The sequence below is a fragment of the Kribbella antibiotica genome (genome assembly GCF_004349055.1).
GTDB classification, from domain to species: domain Bacteria; phylum Actinomycetota; class Actinomycetes; order Propionibacteriales; family Kribbellaceae; genus Kribbella; species Kribbella antibiotica.
Genome location: NZ_SMKX01000158.1, coordinates 1 through 19,434, shown reverse-complemented (window position 1 = coordinate 19,434; position 19,434 = coordinate 1). Strand labels below are relative to the sequence as shown.

Annotated in this window: 16 protein-coding genes; 4 read left to right on the top strand and 12 right to left on the bottom strand. The window is 68.5% G+C overall.

Annotated features, from left to right (window positions below; genetic code table 11):
• The 3 genes from E1263_RS35220 to E1263_RS35210 all read right to left on the bottom strand — a co-directional run.
• Nucleotides 1–4,468: FtsK/SpoIIIE domain-containing protein (locus E1263_RS35220; protein ID WP_132175456.1), on the bottom strand; the 4,468-nt coding region annotated here is incomplete at its 3' end.
• Nucleotides 4,459–5,511, bottom strand: a complete 1,053-nt coding sequence (locus tag E1263_RS35215) for a hypothetical protein (RefSeq protein WP_132175454.1) — start codon at nt 5,509–5,511, stop codon at nt 4,459–4,461. The genes E1263_RS35220 and E1263_RS35215, both read right to left, overlap by 10 nt.
• The gene (locus E1263_RS35210; protein ID WP_272949716.1) at nt 5,508–5,975 is read right to left on the bottom strand and encodes a sigma-70 family RNA polymerase sigma factor; all 468 of its coding nucleotides are present in this window, start codon (nt 5,973–5,975) and stop codon (nt 5,508–5,510) included. Before E1263_RS35210 ends, E1263_RS35215 begins: the two co-directional genes overlap by 4 nt.
• 343 nt (nt 5,976–6,318) lie before the next feature.
• On the opposite strand from E1263_RS35210, the gene E1263_RS35205 reads away from it, so the two are divergent.
• Nucleotides 6,319–7,254 (top strand): RICIN domain-containing protein, encoded by a 936-nt coding sequence (locus tag E1263_RS35205; protein ID WP_132175450.1) that lies wholly within the window; start codon nt 6,319–6,321, stop codon nt 7,252–7,254.
• Here E1263_RS35205 and E1263_RS35200 read toward each other — a convergent pair.
• Together E1263_RS35200 and E1263_RS35195 are read right to left on the bottom strand one after the other, a co-directional pair.
• A complete protein-coding gene (locus E1263_RS35200) occupies nt 7,251–8,165 on the bottom strand; it encodes a 1,4-dihydroxy-2-naphthoyl-CoA synthase (RefSeq protein ID WP_202869210.1) in 915 nt (304 codons plus the stop codon). The two genes, E1263_RS35205 and E1263_RS35200, sit on opposite strands and share 4 nt — an antisense overlap.
• Before the next feature lie 37 nt (nt 8,166–8,202).
• A complete protein-coding gene (locus E1263_RS35195) occupies nt 8,203–9,216 on the bottom strand; it encodes a LacI family DNA-binding transcriptional regulator (RefSeq protein ID WP_132175448.1) in 1,014 nt (337 codons plus the stop codon).
• A 169-nt stretch (nt 9,217–9,385) separates the two neighbouring features.
• Here E1263_RS35195 and E1263_RS35190 point away from each other — a divergent pair, with 169 nt between their 5' ends.
• From E1263_RS35190 to E1263_RS35180, 3 genes are all read left to right on the top strand, one after another.
• Nucleotides 9,386–11,332, top strand: a complete 1,947-nt coding sequence (locus tag E1263_RS35190) for a Xaa-Pro dipeptidyl-peptidase (RefSeq protein ID WP_132175446.1) — start codon at nt 9,386–9,388, stop codon at nt 11,330–11,332.
• 117 nt (nt 11,333–11,449) lie between these two features.
• A complete protein-coding gene (locus E1263_RS35185; RefSeq protein ID WP_132175444.1) occupies nt 11,450–11,779 on the top strand; it encodes a PadR family transcriptional regulator in 330 nt (109 codons plus the stop codon).
• Nucleotides 11,776–13,050 carry an HAAS signaling domain-containing protein gene (locus E1263_RS35180; RefSeq protein WP_132175442.1) on the top strand — a complete coding sequence of 425 codons (1,275 nt, stop codon included), beginning with the start codon at nt 11,776–11,778 and terminating at the stop codon, nt 13,048–13,050. The genes E1263_RS35185 and E1263_RS35180 overlap by 4 nt, the downstream gene beginning before the upstream one ends.
• On the opposite strand, the gene E1263_RS35175 is transcribed toward E1263_RS35180, so the two are convergent.
• The 7 genes from E1263_RS35175 to E1263_RS35145 form a co-directional block, all read right to left on the bottom strand.
• Entirely contained in the window at nt 13,047–13,763 is a 717-nt protein-coding gene (locus E1263_RS35175) for a GNAT family N-acetyltransferase (RefSeq protein WP_132175440.1), read from the bottom strand. The genes E1263_RS35180 and E1263_RS35175 overlap by 4 nt on opposite strands.
• A gap of 76 nt (nt 13,764–13,839) precedes the next feature.
• A complete protein-coding gene (locus E1263_RS35170; RefSeq protein WP_132175438.1) occupies nt 13,840–14,835 on the bottom strand; it encodes an adenylate/guanylate cyclase domain-containing protein in 996 nt (331 codons plus the stop codon).
• Nucleotides 14,825–15,223: a cyclic nucleotide-binding domain-containing protein gene (locus E1263_RS35165; protein ID WP_132175436.1), complete on the bottom strand. Its 399-nt coding sequence runs from the start codon at nt 15,221–15,223 to the stop codon at nt 14,825–14,827. Before E1263_RS35165 ends, E1263_RS35170 begins: the two co-directional genes overlap by 11 nt.
• Before the next feature lie 107 nt (nt 15,224–15,330).
• Nucleotides 15,331–16,497, bottom strand: coding sequence for a winged helix DNA-binding domain-containing protein (locus tag E1263_RS35160; protein ID WP_132175434.1), 1,167 nt, complete (start codon nt 16,495–16,497; stop codon nt 15,331–15,333).
• Between the two features lie 31 nt (nt 16,498–16,528).
• Entirely contained in the window at nt 16,529–17,878 is a 1,350-nt protein-coding gene (locus E1263_RS35155; RefSeq protein WP_132175432.1) for a threonine/serine exporter family protein, read from the bottom strand.
• A 12-nt stretch (nt 17,879–17,890) separates the two neighbouring features.
• Nucleotides 17,891–18,610, bottom strand: coding sequence for a phosphotransferase (locus E1263_RS35150; RefSeq protein WP_238161839.1), 720 nt, complete (start codon nt 18,608–18,610; stop codon nt 17,891–17,893).
• Between the two features lie 53 nt (nt 18,611–18,663).
• Complete coding sequence (locus tag E1263_RS35145) at nt 18,664–19,239, bottom strand: hypothetical protein (RefSeq protein ID WP_132175428.1); 576 nt, start codon at nt 19,237–19,239, stop codon at nt 18,664–18,666.
• Between the last annotated feature and the right edge of the window lie 195 nt (nt 19,240–19,434).

Genomic DNA, 19,434 nt, shown 5'->3' with positions numbered 1-19,434 from the left:
GGGTGATGGGCATCGAGCCGGGGCCGGTGGTCCAGCCGCGGCCGAGGCGGGGGGTGGCTCGGGTGATGTTGGAGCCGACGCGGACGCCGATGAGTTCGCCGTCGCTCATGGAGCGGGCCTCTAACAACAGGCCGCGGCGGGCTCGGCGGGCGGCGGAGGACCAGCCGCTGAGGCCGGACTGGAAGCCGTCGGTGGTGGCGGCGAAGATCAGGCCGACGCCTTCGTCGCGGCCGGAGACCACGATCTCCTTGAGGACCTTGTCCGCGGCCGCCGTCATCAGGAGGTCGGAGTCGTCGATCACGACGACCTTCGGGCCCTGGATGCTGTCCAGCGTCGCGCGCAGGACGTCCTCGGGCGGATCGGACTGCTCCATCAGCACGACCTGCGGGTGTCGCTGAAGCATCCGCAGCGGCGACTCGCGCGGCGTGATGACGACCAGCGCCGATCCCGCCGCCAGCAACGAAACCGCCAGACACGACAGCGCGTTGCTACGCCCCGAGCCGGGTGAACCGAGGACGCCGTACGACGAGCTGACGCCGGCGAGGTCGACGCCGAGCGCGCCACCCTCGTCGCCACCGAGGCCGATGAGGCCCCACTGCGGACGCCGGTCCGCGGCTGCGACCTTCTCGTAGGCCTCGGCGAACTCGACCGAGGTCGGCAGTTCGGCGATCGTGAACGGCCGCCGATCCGGCGCAACCTTGAAGTCCCGCTTCTTCGCCTCGGCCGCGATGGAGCGAATCACCTCCACCTGAGCCGACCCACCCCCCTCAGCCAGTACGGCGACCTGCGTCTCGGTGGCCGTGAGCACATGCCAGCCGCGTCCCGGGCCGATCATCGCGGGCACCTTGGCGAGTCGCAGACCAGCCGCTTGGTAGTCGGTCCGGTCGGCCTGTCGAAGCAGCAGCTTGTGGTCGTTGTGGGACGAGAGCCGGCCACCGAGCAGCGACCGCTCTGAAGTGGCGATCAGGTGGATGCCTAGACCACCGCCCTCGCGCAGCAGCCGTAGGACCTCACCGAAGAGACCGCCGCTGTCGTGGTCGTCGAGCATCGTCGACAGTGCATCCCAACCGTCGATGAGGAGCAGGATGTGCGCGGGCCGCTTGCCCTTCGGCAGCGCCTTGCGCAGCTCGTTCAGGCCGGTGGCGTTGTGCTGGCCGGCCAGTTCCTGCCGCTCGGTCAGCTCCTGGTTCAGACGGCGCAGCAGCCGGGTCAGCCGCTCCATATCGTGCCGCGAAACGACTGCGCCACAGTGCGGCAGCGTCTCCAGTGGTGCGAGTGCGCCACCGGCCGCGTCGATGCCGTAGATGTGCACATCAGCGACGCTGAGGCTCTTCGCCGCCGACGCGGCCATCGTGCGCAACACCTGCGTACGACCGGACCGCGGCGCCCCGATCACATACAGGTGGCCGAAGGTTTCGAAGTCGATGCCTGCGACCCGCTGCTGCTGCAGCGCCGGAATGTCCTCCAGCGCATACGGCACGAACATCTCGGTCTCGCTGGTATCCGGCAGGTCTGCGAGCAGGATCTGCGCACCAAGCGCTGGCTGCCACGGCTTCGGCTGCGCGGTGAAGTCAGGCAGCTCGGCCGTCGCATTGCGGATCGCCTCGACCAGGACATGCAGGTCGGTCAGCGGCACCGTCGGAGCGGGCCCCTCGATCTCTTCCTCAGCCTCGTGCTCGATCGGCCGACCCAAGGACTCCCACGGCAGCTCGGTCACCATCACACCGGACGGATCCACCGGGCCGGTCTGCTCGACGTCTTCCTTGCGTTCGGCACCGACCCACGCGGTCTGGAACAGGTCGGCAAGCCGCGGTCCGCGACGAATCAGCGCCCGCCCCGGAATTCCCGTACTGATCGAGGCCGCTTCGTTGACGTCGACGACGTCCTGGCTCTCGGCCTGGTCGGTGACCCGCAGCGCGATCCGCAGGTTGGTGTTGGCCCGGATGTCACCGGTGACCACGCCGGCCGGCCGCTGGGTGGCCAGGATCAGATGGATACCGAGTGATCGGCCACGCTGGGCGAGGCTGATCAGACCCGGGACGAAGTCGGGGATCTCGGCAACCATCGCGGCGAACTCGTCGATCACCAGCAACAGTCGCGGCAACCGCTTGATCGACGGATCGGCAGCACGCTTCATCTGGTAGTCGATCAGGTCCTTGGCGTCGGCCGCGGCCAGGATCCGCTCCCGGCGACGCAGCTCGGCGTCCAGCGAGACGAGCACCCGCTCGACCAGGTGCGAGTCGAGGTCGGTGACCATGCCCAGCGTGTGCGGCAGCCCCGCGCACTCCTTGAAGGCACTACCACCCTTGTAGTCGACCAGGACGAAGGTGAGCTCATCCGGCCGGTTCGAGACCGCCAGCGACGCAACCATCGTCTGCAACAACTCGGACTTGCCGGAACCCGTCGTACCGGCGATCAGGCCATGGGGGCCGTCGGCAACCAAGTCGACGATGAACCGGCCGTCGAAGTCGGTGCCCAGCACGAACGACGTACTGGCTGGGCGGCGGCGCCAGCGCTCGACGATCGGCTCGGCCGTCGGTGGCTCCAGCTCGAGCTCGTCGAGCAGCCTGACCAGCTTCGGCAGACCGGCGTCGTGGTCCGGGCTGATGTCGCGCACCGGCGCGAGCGCCCGCGCGATCTGCTCGCACCACTGCGGCGTGACCAGGTCGGCGCGAACGTTCTGCTGGTCGGGGATGCCCGGCCGTCGGATGGTGAGGGTCTCTTCCTCGGCCGCGATCACCGCGCCGCACTCCTCGGGCAGCAGACGCTCGTCCCGATCGAGGCAGACCGAGTACACGCCGACGGCCGGCCCCTGGGTCAGCACCTGGATGAAGCCCGGTACGTCGCGGAGCCGGCGCGAACCGTCCGCGATCACCACAATCTCGGTCTCCGGCAGCCGGTTCTGCGCCGCCTGTCCCTCGGCCTCGATCCGGCGGTGCCGGCCCTGGACCGTCGCCACCAGCTCGCTCATCCGGGCGTAGGTGGTGGATTCGTCGTTCGCGATCAGGATCGCCGCCGAGTCCACCTTCTCCGGCCGCAACTGCGGCAGCCAGCGCACCCAGTCCCACTCGTCGATCGTCTCTTCATCAGCCAGTACGACGATCTTCAGCGCCTGCGGTGAGTGCAGCACGGCGGCCTGGATCGCCAGCCACCGAGCCACGCCACGGATCGTCGCGGCCGGACCGGCGATCCCCAGCACACCGTGTTGCCGGATCGGCAGCGCGATCGGCGCGTCCGGGATGGTCCAGCGAATCGTCCGGTGGTTCTCCTCGCGGCCCTGGTCGTCGACCTCTTTGAGCGACTGCTGGTCCGCGGTCCCGAGCCGAAGCAACAGGTAGTCAGGATCGGTACGACGGCGCTCCCACAACCGGCTGCCCGGGCGGGTGGCCAGTTGGGCGATCCGGACCGGGTCGGGCGCGGTCAGGTTGCGGATGAACCGCTCCCGGGTGACCGCGGCCTCGATCTCCTCCTCGAGGGCCTCCATCCGCGCGAAGTACCGGCGGCGGGCCTCGATGTGATCAGCGCGACCGGTTTTCCGGGCGCTGAAGAAGTTCATGCCCATCATCATCGGGCTGAGCATCGTGAAGACGAGGAAGTAGTACGAGTTGAACAGGCCGACCATGACGAGGCCGAGCACCACCGGCGCCATCACGACCGGCCACGGGAACGGCCGCTTCTGCGGCGGGGCCGGCGGCGTTGGCAGCCGAATCTTCTCGTCGTCGAGGTGCGGCGCGAGCCGCGGCGGGCGGTTGTAGTCCAGGGTGTAGCCGTCGTCGGCCAGCCGGACGGCGGCCTGCGGCTCCAGCGAACCGCTGCAGCGCAGCAGCACCGTCCCGGCAGCCAGGTCCTCGTCCGGCAGCCAGGACCGCACTTCACCGACCTCGGCATGCCCGGGGTCGACCACGCGCTGGGACTTGGCCGGGTCATTGGCGTGCTCGTCGTCCTCGACCCGGATCGCCGTCGTCGCGGCGTCGTCGTCCGGCGGGCCGATCTGCCTGCTTGCTACGGCTCCGGTCAGGTCATCGGTGCGATGCCAGAACGCTTCACCGGCCGGTCCGACGGTCACCCACAGGCCACCCCGCGGTACGTCGTCCCCAGCCAGCTGGATCGTGCAGAGCTCATCCGAGCCGATCTCGTGGCTACCCGGACCGACCCGCCACACTCGGCCGGCCTCCGGACCCGAGACCGCATGCAGTTCGACGACGACCGGCGCGGGGCCGGTCGGGCGACGCTGCAGCAGGTCCGGTACGTCGATCGGTCCGCCGAGTCCGAGGACACCGCCGGTCCGGACGCCGGAACCGGCCAGCAGGGCCGTGGGGTCGAGCAGCCGGCGGCCGAGAAAGAGCGGCGTACCGGGCTTTCCGAGGCCTTCAGCGAGGCCGGCCACCGAGAGGCCGCGGGGAACGCGAACGATCCGGTCGGCACGCTCACCGGAGCGGGCTTCGACGGTGGTGAGGTTCAGCTCCACGAGGCAGCCTTCCGGGTCGGCTCACCGGCACCGCCGGCGGCGGAGACGCCGATCGGGCCGTCCGGCAGGCTCAGGTCGTCGAGATCGTCGAGCGGTCCGGCGGCGAGCGTGTTGGTCTCGGTCCCGAAGTCGTGCGGTGGCAGGCGACGGATCGACCGTGCCACAGCCCTTGCCAACGGCAACGGATCGATCCGGAGCCACTCGGCCGCGCCGTGCAGCCGCAGGGTGTGGTCGGGCAGCGCCTCGATCAGTCGGCAGCTGCCGCGGGACGGGCCAAGTGTCAGCAAGCGGCGACCGACCGGCAGCGGCTGCTGCAAGGGCTCGGCACCGACCACGAACCAGGCTCCGAGCCGGACCAGCGCCTCGGCGAACGGGAGTCCGTCGTGCCGCGAATGGATGCCGTCGGCAACTTCAATCGCTCCGACCGGCAGTCGCACATCCAGCTGGGCGGCGATCGCCTGGACGACCGGGCGGGCGATCCGGTCGACGCCGTACACGGAGAGGGTGCGCGGGCCGGACAGGATGTCGATCATCAGTACGGCGGTGCCGCCGTTGTCGGTGCCGAGGCAGACGAGCAGCGGCGTCTCGGTCTGTCGGCCGGTCGACTCGGGGAGGTGATCCCGGTCGATCCACCACAAGCGTGGGTCCTGGTCGTCGTGCTGCCAGGGCGCCGGCAGGGAGTCGTCCGCTTCGGGACCGGCGACCAGTACGCCGACCCGCTTCTTGGTCAGGGCCACCGCGTACGGCGCCGAGCCGGGCGCAAGGTTGTCCGCGGCAACGATCACTTGCTCGGCAGCGGTCCATGCGGTGTGGTCCCGCAGCACCTGGGTCAGCAGACGCAGGCGGCGCCGATACCGACGGCGGGCCGCGATCGGCTCCACGAACGCATGCACTGTCCGCTTGGTCTCGCGCTTGATCCAGCGCCCCAACCGCTTCCAGCCACCAAGCTTTCGCACCAGCAGGTTGACCAGGATGATGACGAGCAGTCCCACACCGACGTACCCCAGGAAGGCCCGCACACCACTACTACCGAACCCCGTCATGCAGCGGCTCCAGCCCAATCTCCGCGGGTGAGTTCGGCGCGGATCTGCCGAACGGCGTTGTGGGCCCGTGATTTCACCGTCCCCAACGGGACGCCGAGCACGGCCGCGACCTCTTCGCCGGGCGAACCGAGCAGGTGGATCCGGGCCACGACCTCACGATGCGCCGGGGACAGCCGGCGCAGCACCTCGACCAGCACGCGGCGGTCGATCACCTGCTGCACCTCGTCGGGCTGGCGGTCGGTCTCGAAGTCCGGCGTGTCCAGACCGACCGGCACGGCGCGGCCGTCGCGGCGGTGCTGATCGATGACCAGGTTCCGGGCGACGCGGAACAGCCACATCCGGACCGGACGGTCGGCCCAGTCGATCCGCTCGGCCAACTGCCACGCACGTAACAAAGTTTCCTGGACGACATCCTCGACCGCATGACTGTCACGACCCAGGATGCTCGTCACATACCTGCGCAGGCTGTCTCTTTCGGCCAGACAAAGGTCGATGACGATAGTCCGGCGCGCGCACTCGTCGATGATGGATCTCCCTCGTGGGCGACTCGGTGGAGGACCCCCAGATCAGTCGTCAAAGTAGACTGAGAACGCTCTCATCGCAACAACTATCGGTGAACGATCAGCAACAATGCGGTCACATGCGACGACCGGTCGATTTCGCACGGTGACCGGCGTCACAGACTCGCCATCGTTTGACGGCAGGTGGGTGGCCGGGTGATCCTGCGGAGTACAAGTGCCCGGAAACCCTTACGGGCATGGCTCTTCCGCTCATATGAGCGGTCCGTCCCAGAGCACAGGAGCTGACGTGAGGTCACCTCGAACCCCGGGCAAGACGGCGAAGACCTCGTCGTCACGCTTCGCGGACACCTTCGCCCAGCGACCCGACCTGCCCCGGGTCAGCCGGATGCCCGATCGGCGCGCCTGGTCGGCCACTTTGCTGGTGACGGGATTCGTTGCGGGGATAGCATTTGCCATCCCCGCCCTGATGCACTCCGGCGGTGGAAACGCTCCCGTCTATGCGGCGGATGCGCCACTGGTCGGCCGCACCCCGGCCGGCGCCGTACCGACTCCGGGCAAGTCGATCACCACGGTGCTGCGCCCGGGCGTGACCGTAACGTTGCCACCGGCAACCGTGACGATCCCCGGCAAGAACACCACGATGGTGGTCACCGTCCCGGGGAAGAACCTGACTGCGACCATAACGTTGCCTCCGGCCACTACTACGACGACCGCCACCACGACGGCGACGGCCACCACCACGACCACCACGAAGACGACCACGACGGTCAAGGTGCCGGACAGCAACAAGACCGCGGAGGGCGTCACCCGCCCGCCCGCTCTCGGCGCGCAGCAGCAGCCGATGAAGCTGATGAGCGACGACACCAACCGGTGTGTCGACGTCAAGGACGCCGGCGACGGCGTCGGCCGCGACGGCACGCCCCTCATCGCCTGGGAGTGCACCGGAAACGCCAACCAGAGCTGGAGTTTCCAGCCGGACGGGTCGATCCGCTCGATGGGTCTGTGCATGGACCTGGCGAACGCCCAGAGCGCCGATGGCACCCAGATCCAGCTAGCCAACTGCAACAACGGCTGGGCCCAGAAGTTCCAGCTCACCGACAAGCGCGAGCTGATGAACCCCAACACCCACAAGTGCGTCACCGCCGGCTCCGGCGACAAGGGCGCCAGCCTCATCCTCCGCTCCTGCACCGGCGCCCCGGTGCAGAAGTGGCACAACCGCTAGAACGCGTACGGGTACGGCGACCAGTCGGCGGGACGCTTCTCCAGGAACGAGTCGCGCCCCTCGGCGGCTTCGTCCGTACCGTAGGCCAGGCGGGTCGCCTCACCGGCGAACAACTGCTGACCGACCAGCCCGTCGTCGATCGCGTTGAAGGCGTACTTGAGCATCCGCTGCGCCGTCGGCGACTTCGCGCAGATCTTCTTGCCCCACTCGAGCGCGACCGCCTCGAGCTCGGCGTGCGGCACGACCTTGTTCACCATGCCCATCCGGAAGGCATCCTCGGCGGAGTACTCGTCACCGAGGAAGAAGATTTCGCGAGCGAACTTCTGCCCGACCTGCCGGGCCAAGTACGCCGACCCGAACCCGCCGTCGAACGACGCGACATCCGCATCGGTCTGCTTGAAGCGACCGTGCTCGGCCGAGGCCAGCGTCAGGTCCGCGACGACGTGCAAGCTGTGCCCACCGCCGGCCGCCCAACCCGGTACGACGCAGATGACGACCTTCGACATGAAGCGGATCAGGCGCTGCACCTCGAGGATGTGCAGCCGACCGGCCTTGGCCGGGTCGATGGACTCCGCGGTCGTCCCCTCGGCGTACTTGTAACCGTCCTTGCCGCGGATCCGCTGGTCACCACCGGAGCAGAAGGCCCAGCCGCCGTCGCGCGGCGACGGCCCGTTGCCGGTCAGCAGCACGCAGCCGACGTCCGACGACATCCGCGCGTGGTCGAGCACGCGGTACAGCTCGTCGACCGTGTGCGGCCGGAACGCGTTGCGCACCTCGGGCCGGTTGAACGCGATCCGGACGACGCCTGCGTCGACCGCGCGGTGGTAGGTGATGTCGGTCAGCTCGAAGCCGTCTACCTGCTTCCAGGCCGACGGGTCGAAGATCTCGGACACAAGCACAGGGTCAGTCACGAAGTTGAGCCTAGGTCAGGCCCAACCTGCGCCCAACTCAGGCCCGCGCAGTGCTTTCGCGCAGGACGACCTCGGCCTTGAAGGTCTCCACGGACGGCTCTCCGCCTTCGATAGCGAGCTCCAAGGCGCGGCGGCCCATCTGCTCCAGTGGCAGCCGGACGGTCGTCAGACCCGGCCACACGTCCCGCAGGGTCGCGATGTCGTCGAACCCGGCCACACCCAACCGCCCCGGTACGTCGATGCCCCGCGCCCGCAGCGCGGACATCGCGCCGACCGCCATCACGTCGTTGACCGCGAACAGGCAATCCACGTCGGCGCCGCGATCGAGCAGCTCCTCGGCAGCGGCGTACCCGCCGTCCCGGGTGAAGTCGCCGTACTCGACCGCGACCGGCTCGAGTCCGGAATCGGCCAAACCGGCCAGGAAGCCGTCGCGCCGGTCACGTGCCGTTGCGAGTGCTTCAGGACCGCCGAGGATGCCGAACTTGCGCCAGCCCAGGCCGGCCAGCGAGCGCGCCAGCTCGGCCGCCCCAGCCCGGTTGTCGGGCTCGATGGTGTGTGCAGGCATCCCCGACTGGCTGACCAGCGCCAGACCGGCCCCGGAATTCAGGAAGGAACCGACCTCGGACGCCGTACGGGCCAAGCTCTCGGCATCCGTCCGACGGCTACCGATCATGACCGCGGCCCGGGCGCGCTGGGCCCGGAGCGAGGCCAGGTAAGCAATCTCACGCTCGGCGTCGCGGAAGGTGCTGGCCAGCATCACCAGCAGGTTGCGCTCGTCGGCCGCGCGCATGACGCCGTTGGCGATCGCGGCGAAGTACGGGTCCTCGATGTCGTGGACGAGGATGCCGACGACGTTCGTCGACGACTTGGCCAGCGCCTGGGCCTGGGCGTTCGGCGTGTAGCCGAGCGCGTCGGCGGCGGCCCGGACCCGTTCCTGCAGCTCAGGACGAGGGACGCGATCGCCGCCGTTCAGGACTCGGGAAGCGGTCGCGACGGACACGCCGGCGCGCTGCGCGACGTCCAGCAGAGTGACCGGTGCTCGGAGATTCACAGGGCTTCCCTTTCGTGCCTTTCCCCCGGGGCGGTGGCGGTCACCTTATCGGAAAGCCCATCCCGAAACGCGATCCGTCACACGCTGTGCCGCTACCGGTCGGATCAAGTCGCGGGCAATCTCGGTAGAACCTGGCTTTGCGGCCCGCGAGTGGCTAGCCTTCCCAGCCATGACGACCGTCCGCACCAGGGTGACGATCCTGGTCTCGTCCACCGCTCTCTGCTTCGGCGCAGCCATCGGTTCGGCCACGGCTGCGCCGCTTCCGGACGCCTCCGACAGCCTGCGCGGCGCGAGCCCGAGCGCGGCGCCGACCGGCCCGCCGCCGAACGTCGACCAGCGCACCCACAGCACCAAGCCGGTCTACGACTACACGAACGCGATCCGCGAGTCGGTGTACGTCGACACCTCGATGGACAGCGACTCCGACGGCAAGACCGACGTGATCGCGGTCGACATCGTCCGGCCGAGCGAGACCGCGCTGACCGGCCGCAAGATCCCCGTCATCATGGACGCCTCGCCGTACTACTCCTGCTGTGGCCGTGGCAACGAGAGCGAGAAGAAGACCTACGACGAGAACGGCGTCATCAAGAAGATGCCGCTGTTCTACGACAACTACTTCGTCCCGCGCGGGTATGCCGTGGTCGGCGTCGACATCGTCGGCACCAACCGGTCCACCGGCTGCGGTGATGTCGGCGGCAAGGACGAGATCGACTCCGTGGTCGCGGTGATCAACTGGCTGAACGGGCGCAACAGTGCCCACACGGCCGACGGATCGCCGGTGACGGCCTCCTGGACGAACGGCTCGGTCGGCATGATCGGCAAGTCGTACGACGGCACGCTGGCCAACGGAGTGGCCGCCACCGGGGTCAAGGGCCTGAAGACCATCGTCCCGATCTCGGCGATTTCGTCGTGGTACGACTACAGCCGCTCCGGCGGTGTTCCGTACTCCGACGACTACATGCCGTGGCTCGGTGGCTACGTCGGTCACGACTCGGCGGCCTGCGACGCGGTGCGCGCGGACCTCGGCGACAACGACGACGACGAGACCGGCGACTACACGAAGTTCTGGGCCGAGCGCGACTACGTCAAGGACGCCAAGAAGGTGAAGGCCTCGGTCTTCGTCACGCACGGCCTGAGCGACTACAACGTGCAGACCAACCACTTCTCGCAGTGGTGGGACGCGCTCGCCAAGAACAACGTGCCGCGGAAGATCTGGCTCGGTCTCGAGGACCACGTCGACCCGTTCGAGTTCCGTCGTGACGCGTGGGTGGACGAGCTGCACAAGTGGTTCGACTACTGGCTGCAGGGCCTGCCGAACAACGTGATGCGCGAGCCGATGGCCTCGGTCGAGACCGCGCCGGACGTGTGGAACGACTACAAGACCTGGCCGGCCACCAAGCACGCCGTACCGGTGCCGCTGGCTGCCGGCAAACTAGGTGCCCTGGGCAAGGGAACGGTCACCGTCACCGACGCCCCGGAGCTCACCGAGGACGACATCGTGGCCTCGCCGTCGGAGGTCATCGCCGGTCGCCAGATGTTCTTGTCCGCACCGCTTCCGGGCGCGATCCGGGTCAGTGGGACGCCGACCGTGACGCTGCGGATCAAGGCCGACTCGACCACCACGCCGATCACTGCGCGGCTCGTCGAGTACGGCGACGCAGCGCGGTACTCCGGCGTTCGCCGTACCGGTCCGGAGACCTGCTACGGCGCGAAGACCGACTACGACGACGGGTGCTACTTCCCGGTCGAGAAGCTCACGGCGCAGTCGGATCACGGCATCGTCAGCCGCGGCTGGATCGACGCCGCGCACAGCAACTCGCTGAGCAAGCCGAAGCCGCTCACCCCGGGCAAGTGGACAACCGTCACCGTGCCGCTGCGCGCCCAGGACGAGATCATCCCGAAGGGCCGCATCCTCGGCCTGGCCGTGACGCTGTCCGACGTCGAGTGGACGAGCCCGAACGACACCGGCGCCTCGATCGACATCGACCTGGCCGGCAGTCGGCTCAACCTCCCGCTGACCACCGGCAAGCTCACCGCCCCGACCAAGGTCGCCCCGCTCGAGGTCGACATCACCACGCCGAGCCAACGGCCGGACCTGCACGATCCGAAGAACTAACTGCTCTTTCAACAGGCGCCCCGGGCTTCCCGGGGCGCCTGTTCTGCGTTTATCAACTACTCACTGCGTAGTACTCCGCAGTGTGTAGTAGTGTGTGATGCAGACAAGGAGGCTGGGATGGATACGAGCCAGTTGCTCAAAGGGGTGCTCGACCTGGCGGTGCTCGCGGTTCTGCGCGATGCCGACGGTTATGGGTACGACGTGCTGCGCCGGCTGCGGGCCGCGGGCCTGCACGACGTTGCCGACGCCTCGGTGTACGGGACGCTCCGGCGACTCTTCGCGGCCGGCGCGCTGACGTCGTACGTGCAGCCCAGCGAGGAGGGCCCGCACCGCAAGTACTACGGGCTGAACAAGACCGGCCACGATCTGCTCGACCAGTCCACCCGGACCTGGACCCACTTCGCCGACATCATGTCGGTACTGCTGCTGACCAAGGAGGCCGCGTGAACAGCACCCTGACCGGGGCGGTCGCGATGTACCTGAGCCAGGTGCGCGCCGAGCTCAGCGACCTCCCGCCCGGTGAACTGGCGGATGTCCTCGAGGACGTCAGCGGTCACCTGACCGAGGTCGCAGCCGAGTTCGAGACCGAGCCGACCATCGCGGCCCTGCACGAGCGCCTCGGCACTCCGCGCCAGTACGCCGACGAGCTCCGGACCGCGGCCGGTTATCCGCCCCGGACCACCAAGCCGCCGGTCGACCCGAACCCTGGCAAGCGGGCACTCCGCTGGGGCCTGATCGCCGCCACCGTCGGGCCGTTCTTCATCGTGATCGCAGTCTTCGGAGGCGGCGCTGAGGTCACCGCCTTCTTCGGGTTCATCGGTTTCGCGATCCTGTTCGGCGCGGCCTACCTGGGCGTCAAGTCGCTGCGCGGGAACGAGCCGCGGATCGTCCTCGACACCCCGCGCGGCCAGAGCGGCGAGCGGGCCATCCGCGACCTCATCGAGCAGATCCCGCCGAACATCCGCAAGGAGATCGTCGTCATCGGCCAGCCGGTCTGGTGGGTGCTGCGCGGCGCGGTCGGCGGGGGCGGATTCTTCCTGCTGTTCGGTGCCGGCGCAGTTGCCGTGGTCGGCGCGATCGTCGGAGCCATCGTCTCGGTCTGGGTCGCCCGCCGGACGCAGCAGGATCAGCGCTGGCTCTGGTACGTCGTCCCGTTGAACGTCGTCGCGGCGGTCGCCGTACCGGCGTTCATCTCCGCGGCTTTCCTGGGCTCGTACAGCGGCGTCTTCGACCGTCACGATTACCGTGACTCCTCCTCGTACAACCCGCCGGCCGAAGGGCTGCGCTGGAACGGCGGCGAGGTCACGAACCTCTACGGCTTCGATGCCCAGGGCAAGCAAATTGCGGTGGCTCTGTACAACCAGGACGGCGAGCCGATCAACCTGTCGCTGCAGGACTGCGCGACGGAGAATCGGGAGTACAGCTCAGGCTCGGCGGGGACCAGCAACATCGTCCCGCACCCGGTCGCGACGACGATCGAGCCGACGCCGAGCGAGGACAGCAACGAGACCGAGCCGCCGGTCGAGGCGAAGTGCGTCGACCTCACGAAGGCGCCGTTCACCCCGCCGCAGTTCCCGACCGCGGGACCGACAACGCCGCCCACGCCGTCGGTGACGCCGACGCCGACGAAGCCGGGTGCGTCGACGACTCCGCCGACCAAGACACCGCCGCCGACCGGCAAGCCGGGTGTCACGCTGACGGTCGAGCCGACGCGTTAGTAGCCCGCCGTGGCGACACGGCGGTAGGTGTAACCCAGGCGGTGGTAGACCGCGATCGCGGCGACGTTGTCGCGGTCTACCATCAGCCCGGCCTGGCCGTGCCGTTTCACCAGCTCAGCAGTGACAAATCCGCACACCTCCCGGGACAATCCCTTGCCTCGGGCAACCGGTCGGGTTGTCACGCCCGCGATGAACCCCACCTCGGGTGCACTCCAGGCCTCGGCCGCGATACTCACCAGCTGACCGGCTTCATCCCGGATCGCAGCCCAGCGCCGTACGGCGGGATTTCCGGGCCAGGCGAACGACGAGGGTGACGCCTCGGTCAGCAACTCCTCGACCCCGTCAGCGCCGTCGAGCCAGGCCGCCGTGGTTGTGACCGGCGGGATCTCGGCCGTGTCCATCCAGCCGAAACTGGCCGAAAACTCCAGCCCTGGCACGCGATTCGCCAGCTCGCGAATCAGGTCCTCGTCACCGAGCGGGCGGTACGCCGTGCCGATGTCGGCCGTCACCGTGGTCACCAGCCGCGCGACGCCCTCGGGCGGTCCGGCAACGACCAGGCGGTTTCGCTGGAACAGCTCCGGGGAAGCGACGGCCACCGCGCTCCCGTCGTACCAGGCACGGATGCCAGGCGCGAAGCCCTGGCCGGCCCAGACGATCAGCGGATCCCCGGCGGCGGCGGTGATCAGGTCAGCTGTGGTGTGGATCTCTTGCACACAAGCATTGTCGTGGACCCCTCGCTGACTTTTGTCCACAGGCACTGGATAACTCTGTGGACAAAATCACCCGTCTCTAAGCGCCGTCGGCGCGCTGGAGGGCGTAGGGGACGAGGTGGTGATAGCCGCGGACGTTGACGCGGCGCAGCTTTCGCAGCCGGTACGACGGGTGTCCGTCGAGGGCGGCGGCCAGTTCGCGATCGGCGAGGACTCGGCCCGGTTTGCACTCGGAGGTGAGGCGGGCGGCAATGTTGACGACCTCGCCGTACACATCGCCGAGGCGGATCAGGATGCTCCCGTAGCAAAGGCCGATCCGCAGATCAGGGAGGTCGTCGACCGCGGCGACCGCGTCCTGGAGGGCCAGCGCGACGGCGGCGCCCTGGGCGGCGGTATCGGTGACGAACAGGACCTCGTCGCCCATCGACTTGATCACCCGACCGCCGTTCAGCGCCACGACATCCGCCGCCATGCCCTCGAACCGCTCGATCAACTGACCGAGCTCGAGCTCGGTCATCCGCCGGGTCAGCCGGGTGTAGCTGACGATGTCGGCGAATCCGACCGCGCGAATCCCGCGGGCCAGCTCGTCCGAGCCAGCCACGGCCCGACCGGCGGCAGCGGCCAGGTGACGGCGCCAGACATAGGTCTGCAGCTTCTCCATCGCGGGCAACAGCAGCCCGGCGACCTCGATCGCCTCGTCAGGCTCCAGCGGCGCCGTGGCGAGGAACTCCAGGAACATCGCGGACTGCCACGAAGCGAGCCGCGACTGCGTCTGGCCTAGCTTCCGGGCCAGCGACGACTCCATCTCGGGGTCGATGAAGTTGTCGTCCTCGAGCGCCACGACCAGTCGCAAAGCCTCGACGTCCCCGTCGGTGAACGCCACCTCGTCGTCCGGCACCGTCGCAAACCCCAGCGCATGCCACATCCGCTCGGCGCGCGCGATCGAGATCCCGGCCCGCTCGGAGACCTGGATCCGGGTGAACTTCCGGTCCCCGCCGAGCAACGTGCGTTCGAACTCGGCCTGCAGCGCCGCTAGATCCGGCTGTCCGGCTGCGGCGGGAGGCTCAGGATCCACCGCGGCGCTCGGCGATGGTGGCGTCGATGGCGTCGCGGAAGTCCGGTAGCCGGGTGGTCAGGTCCTGAAACTTCTCCCGGGTGAAGTGCAGCAGCTGCAGCCGCGACTTCGCGGTGACCGTTGCTGTCCGCAACATGTTCTTCCGGACCCCGACCTCGCCGGCGATATCCCCCGGCCCGAGCTCGGCGATCTCGACACCCTTCTCCCGGACCGCCGCCGTACCGCTCAGGATCAGGTACGCCGCATCGGGCGCGGTCTGCTCCAGAATGAGCGACCACCCGGCCGGCACCGACACCTCTTCACCCGCCTTGAAGATGTCCCGGATGTCCTTCCCGGACAGATCCGCGAACAGCGGCAGGTCCCGCGGGGACGTTCTACCCAGTGCCACGGCGATCCTCCAGATCGGACGATGTTCCCAGTCGGTAACTCTAACGGCACCGTACGCCGAAGGTCATCCGATCCCCACCATTTCGCTGGCTCGCCACCCAGATCGGGTCAGGGCAGCCGCAGGCCGCGCATCTGCGGGGAGGCGTAGACGTTGGTGATGCGGACGCCGTCGAGCCAGCCGGTGAGCAGGTCGGCCTCTGCCTCGAGGGCGGTTTGCGCTGCCTTGCCGATGTCCTGATGGATGACCAGGCGGACGGGCGCGGCCGGATCCTTGTCGTCCTGCAACCAGCAGCCGACGATCCGGCCGTTCCACCAGGCGGTGTTACCGGCGTTGCCGTTGGTGTCGAAGAGGAACGGCTTGTCGGCGGGGTCCAGGTAGAATTCGCGCTCCTTCCACCCCATCACCGTTGGGTCGAGGGACGGGAGAAGCGCCGCCCAGGGCTCAACTTCTTGCGATTGGGTGTCGTCCGGCAGAACCCAGCCCGTTCCGCCTCCGTCCAGGCTGACGGCGACCGCCTCCACGTCGGCTAGCGCCCGGCGTACGGCGGACTTCGTCGCGCCCAGCCACCAGACGATGTCGGCCTCCGTCCCAGGGCCGAAGGTGCCCAGCCAGCGGCGGACGAGCTCGGCGTACCCCTCGTGCTCTTCCATCGGTGTGGGTTGTTCGCCGAGCCAGTGCTGGGTAGACGTCCAAGCGGGCTTGCTGAGTCGCCAGTGCCCACTGTTCACCGCGCGCAGCACCCGCCCCTCGGCGCTCAGCAACGCCATCACCGCCGGCCCGGCCGGCAACACGCCCGGCCCCGACGGCCGCATCAGGCCGAGCGCCGGGACGTGGTCGCGGATCTCGCTCGTGGTCCGCGCTTTGCCGTCGGCGAGGAGTTCGAGCACCTCGGCCGCGGTCTCATCGATCCACTTGTCGATCGTGGTGACCCCGGCGGCGAGCAGGTCCTTCGTCAGCCCTACTCGCTGCTGTCGCGCCACGCGCTTCGAGGCGCTGCCCAGCGCGGCCGGCAGCAGATCCCGCGGGAACACGAACAACGTGCGCCGCATCGCCAACTGCTTCACCACGCTGCGTTCGTCGTACAGGGCCCGCTCAACCTCGGCCACGGTCACCCCGGCGACGCGCGCCCACAACGACAGATGCACCGTCGCCGCCTCGGTCGCATGCAGCACGGTCATCCCGCGGACGGCGTCCTCGATCGTGGCAAAGCGCCGTACCAGCCCATGCCTCTTCACCAACCGATTGCGACGCTCAGCGTCAGAAATGTGCAGCATGCTCGCCAGTCTGTCTCCTGCCGCCGACAGTTCAGGGCGTCTTGGACCAGCCGCGGCGCCCACGGGTCGTCTTGCGGCGGATCGGCCGGCGCGGGCCGATCAGGCGCGGTCCGGCGAGGCGGTCCTCCAGCCGGCGGGCTTCGCGGCGGATCGGCTGGGCGACGTACTCGCCGAGGATCACGCCGGACGCGATGGCGATCGAGATCGCGACCGCTGTCGCCAGGCTGACGATCCCGATCAGGTTGCCGAGGCCGGTCAGCTCGTAGAGGCCCTTGTAGATGGTCAATCCCGGCAGCAGTGGCACCGTGCCGGACACGACAACCACCAACGGCGGTACGCCGGATCGCCGCCCGAGCGAGTAACTCCCGAACCCGACCGTGAACGCCGCAGCCGCCGTCGACCACGCCGACCCGAAATCGGCCCGCGTCATCAACGTGAACACCAGCGAGCCCGCCCCACCGATCACCGCGACCGGCAGCAACGCCCGCAACGGCGCGTACGACGCATAGGCGAACGCGACCGCCATCAACGCGCCGGCGCCGACCATGATCGGCAGATTCGACAACTGAATCGTCTGCGCCTCGATACCGATGTGGAAGCCCAGCTTGATCCCGATGGCGAGCCCGAGGCTGACGCCCGCGATGATGCCGCCGGTCAGCAGCATCGCCTCCAGACTGCGCGCGGCCGCGGTCACGTAATACCCGGTGATCGCGTCCTGAACCGCACCGGTCAACGCAATCCCGGCCAGCAACATAATGATGCCTGCGGCAACTACCAACGACGGGTCGACCGGCGCATGGACGGCGTACAAGACCAGCGCCACCGCCATCGCCACGAAGGCGCCGGCCACCTGCTGGTAAAACGCAGGCAGGCGCTGGCGGTTGAACCACCGGTTGCTCAGATCAATCACAATCGCCGTAACGACCGCGACCAGCGTGATCAACCAACCGCCACCCAGCAACAGCGTCGCGCCGCCTGCCATCACACCCCAGGCGACCACCGCAGTCCACCGCGGATAAGGCGGCCCTACGGAGGTCAACCGCGCGAGCTCCCGGCTCGCTTCATCACGGGTGACCTCTGCGCGGGAGTAGCGCCGTACTAGTCGATCTACCTCGGTCAGCCGGCTGAAGTCCTGCGACCGATACCGCACCACCCGCATATGCGTCTCCGGCGCGGTATCCGGCGACGCCTGATACGAGATCGCGATCGACGTGAACGTGATGTCGACCTCACATCCCCTGAGATTGCCGGCTGCCGTCACGCCCAAAATCGTCGCCGTGGCATCCGCCGTACCGGCTCCACTCGACAACAAGACCTCGCCGATGCGCAGCGCCAGATCCAGCGTCCGGTAGACCTCCCGCTGCTCATCCAGTTCCGTCACCCCACCAGCACATCACACCGCCACCCCCAACGCTCTGAGCGCATCCCGCAAGAACCCGTCGCGCCGCGCGGTGGCCTCCGCCGTCCACAGCACGGTGGGCGTGTTGAGCGCCGCTGTGATGTCCCAGTAGGCGCTGCCGCCGGTGGCTTTCATCCCGTAGGTGATCGCCATCTGCTTGCGCAGCTCACCGAAGTCCACGCCCGGATCGCCAACCCCGGCTGACTTCCAGTCGATCAACACACACTCGGTCGGGCCGGCCCACGCGACGTTTCCGGGCCAGACATCGCCATGCAGAAACACCTTTTGAGTTGCCGGCGGTTCCATTCCCTGTACGACGTCATCCGCCAAACGCAGCAACGGGGTCGTCTGTGTGCGACCATCGCGCCGATCCCGCGCGAAGTCGTCGACTGCGATCGGCCGCGTCAGCAGCGGCAAATCTGCTTGGGGGTCCAGGGGCACATGAACGCGCGCCAACATCGCCTCAACCCGCGCCGGCCCGCCGTACTGGGGCCACTCGGTTGTCCCGACCACCGTCTCCACCGACGCCGGAATCTCGAGGTCCACCCCCAGCAACCGCGGCGCCGGTACGCCGTACTCCTCGGCCACCGTGAGCGCGGCAACCCCAGTCGCGATCATCTCCGCGTCAATCCGAGGCGTCAGCGTCCGCAGTACGACGTCGGTCTCACCAACGCGCAGCAGCCAAGGCCCCTGCTCCCCATGCAAAGGCCGCACGACCCTCGCCTCGCCGCCAACACACTCGGCAGCCCACTCCACCATCCGCTCGGTCAGCCCCTGGCCGCCTGCATTACCCTTCCCGCACTCGCCGAGAGTGCCACACCCCACCCTTCACGCCAAGCCCTTCGCCACGGCAACGCCGTACCGCACTCGGGACAGACAGCTGTGCCGAGCAGGTACCGCAGCTTGTCGACCACACACCGGTCCGCCCACTCGCCTCCGCAAGCTCTAGCGCGGGGCTCCGCTGCATCGACATCCAGCAACAGATCGTCACCACAAGCCGGGCAAGCGAGCGACAACTCGCCGTTCGCCAGACCCTCGAACCCCGGCAGTCCCCAGTCCTCAAGCCACGCGAGCGCTTGCAACCCGAACAAGAAGTCGGTGTCGTCACCGGCGGACGGCAAGCCCTGCCTCGAGATCGAGCTCATCACCGCGATCTCCGCTGCATAGCGCTCACGAACCGCCGCCCTGTCCTCAGGCCCGTCCTCCGCCCCGACAATCGCAGCCGCCAGATGCAACGCACCGGGCACCCCCAACGCACTCATCCGCGCCAACTCCGGTAGCGCCGCATAGCTCGCCGCGGACACAGTCCCTTGGTGAAACAACTGAGCCCATCGCTCGTCCATCCCCTATACGTCCTTCCGCAGGTCGGGTTCCGGCTGGTTGTCTGGAGCCACTAGGGGAGCCGGACCGCCCCCACTCACAGTGAGAATGGTTGGCGTGGTCCCGCAGCGGTCTTCCTGACTCACCCACTCACTGACTTCGGGTCTTCAATTGGATCTGTCGGTCGACTCGCTGCGGGACCACGTCTGCACCCACCC

What these genes read in the sequence shown, in the direction of transcription:
- E1263_RS35215 (WP_132175454.1), bottom strand. Translation starts at nt 5,511, where the DNA reads ATGACGGGGTTCGGTAGTAGTGGTGTGCGGGCCTTCCTGGGGTACGTC.
- E1263_RS35190 (WP_132175446.1), top strand. Translation starts at nt 9,386, where the DNA reads ATGACGACCGTCCGCACCAGGGTGACGATCCTGGTCTCGTCCACCGCT.
- E1263_RS35185 (WP_132175444.1), top strand. Translation starts at nt 11,450, where the DNA reads ATGGATACGAGCCAGTTGCTCAAAGGGGTGCTCGACCTGGCGGTGCTC.
- E1263_RS35160 (WP_132175434.1), bottom strand. Translation starts at nt 16,497, where the DNA reads ATGCTGCACATTTCTGACGCTGAGCGTCGCAATCGGTTGGTGAAGAGG.
- E1263_RS35145 (WP_132175428.1), bottom strand. Translation starts at nt 19,239, where the DNA reads ATGGACGAGCGATGGGCTCAGTTGTTTCACCAAGGGACTGTGTCCGCG.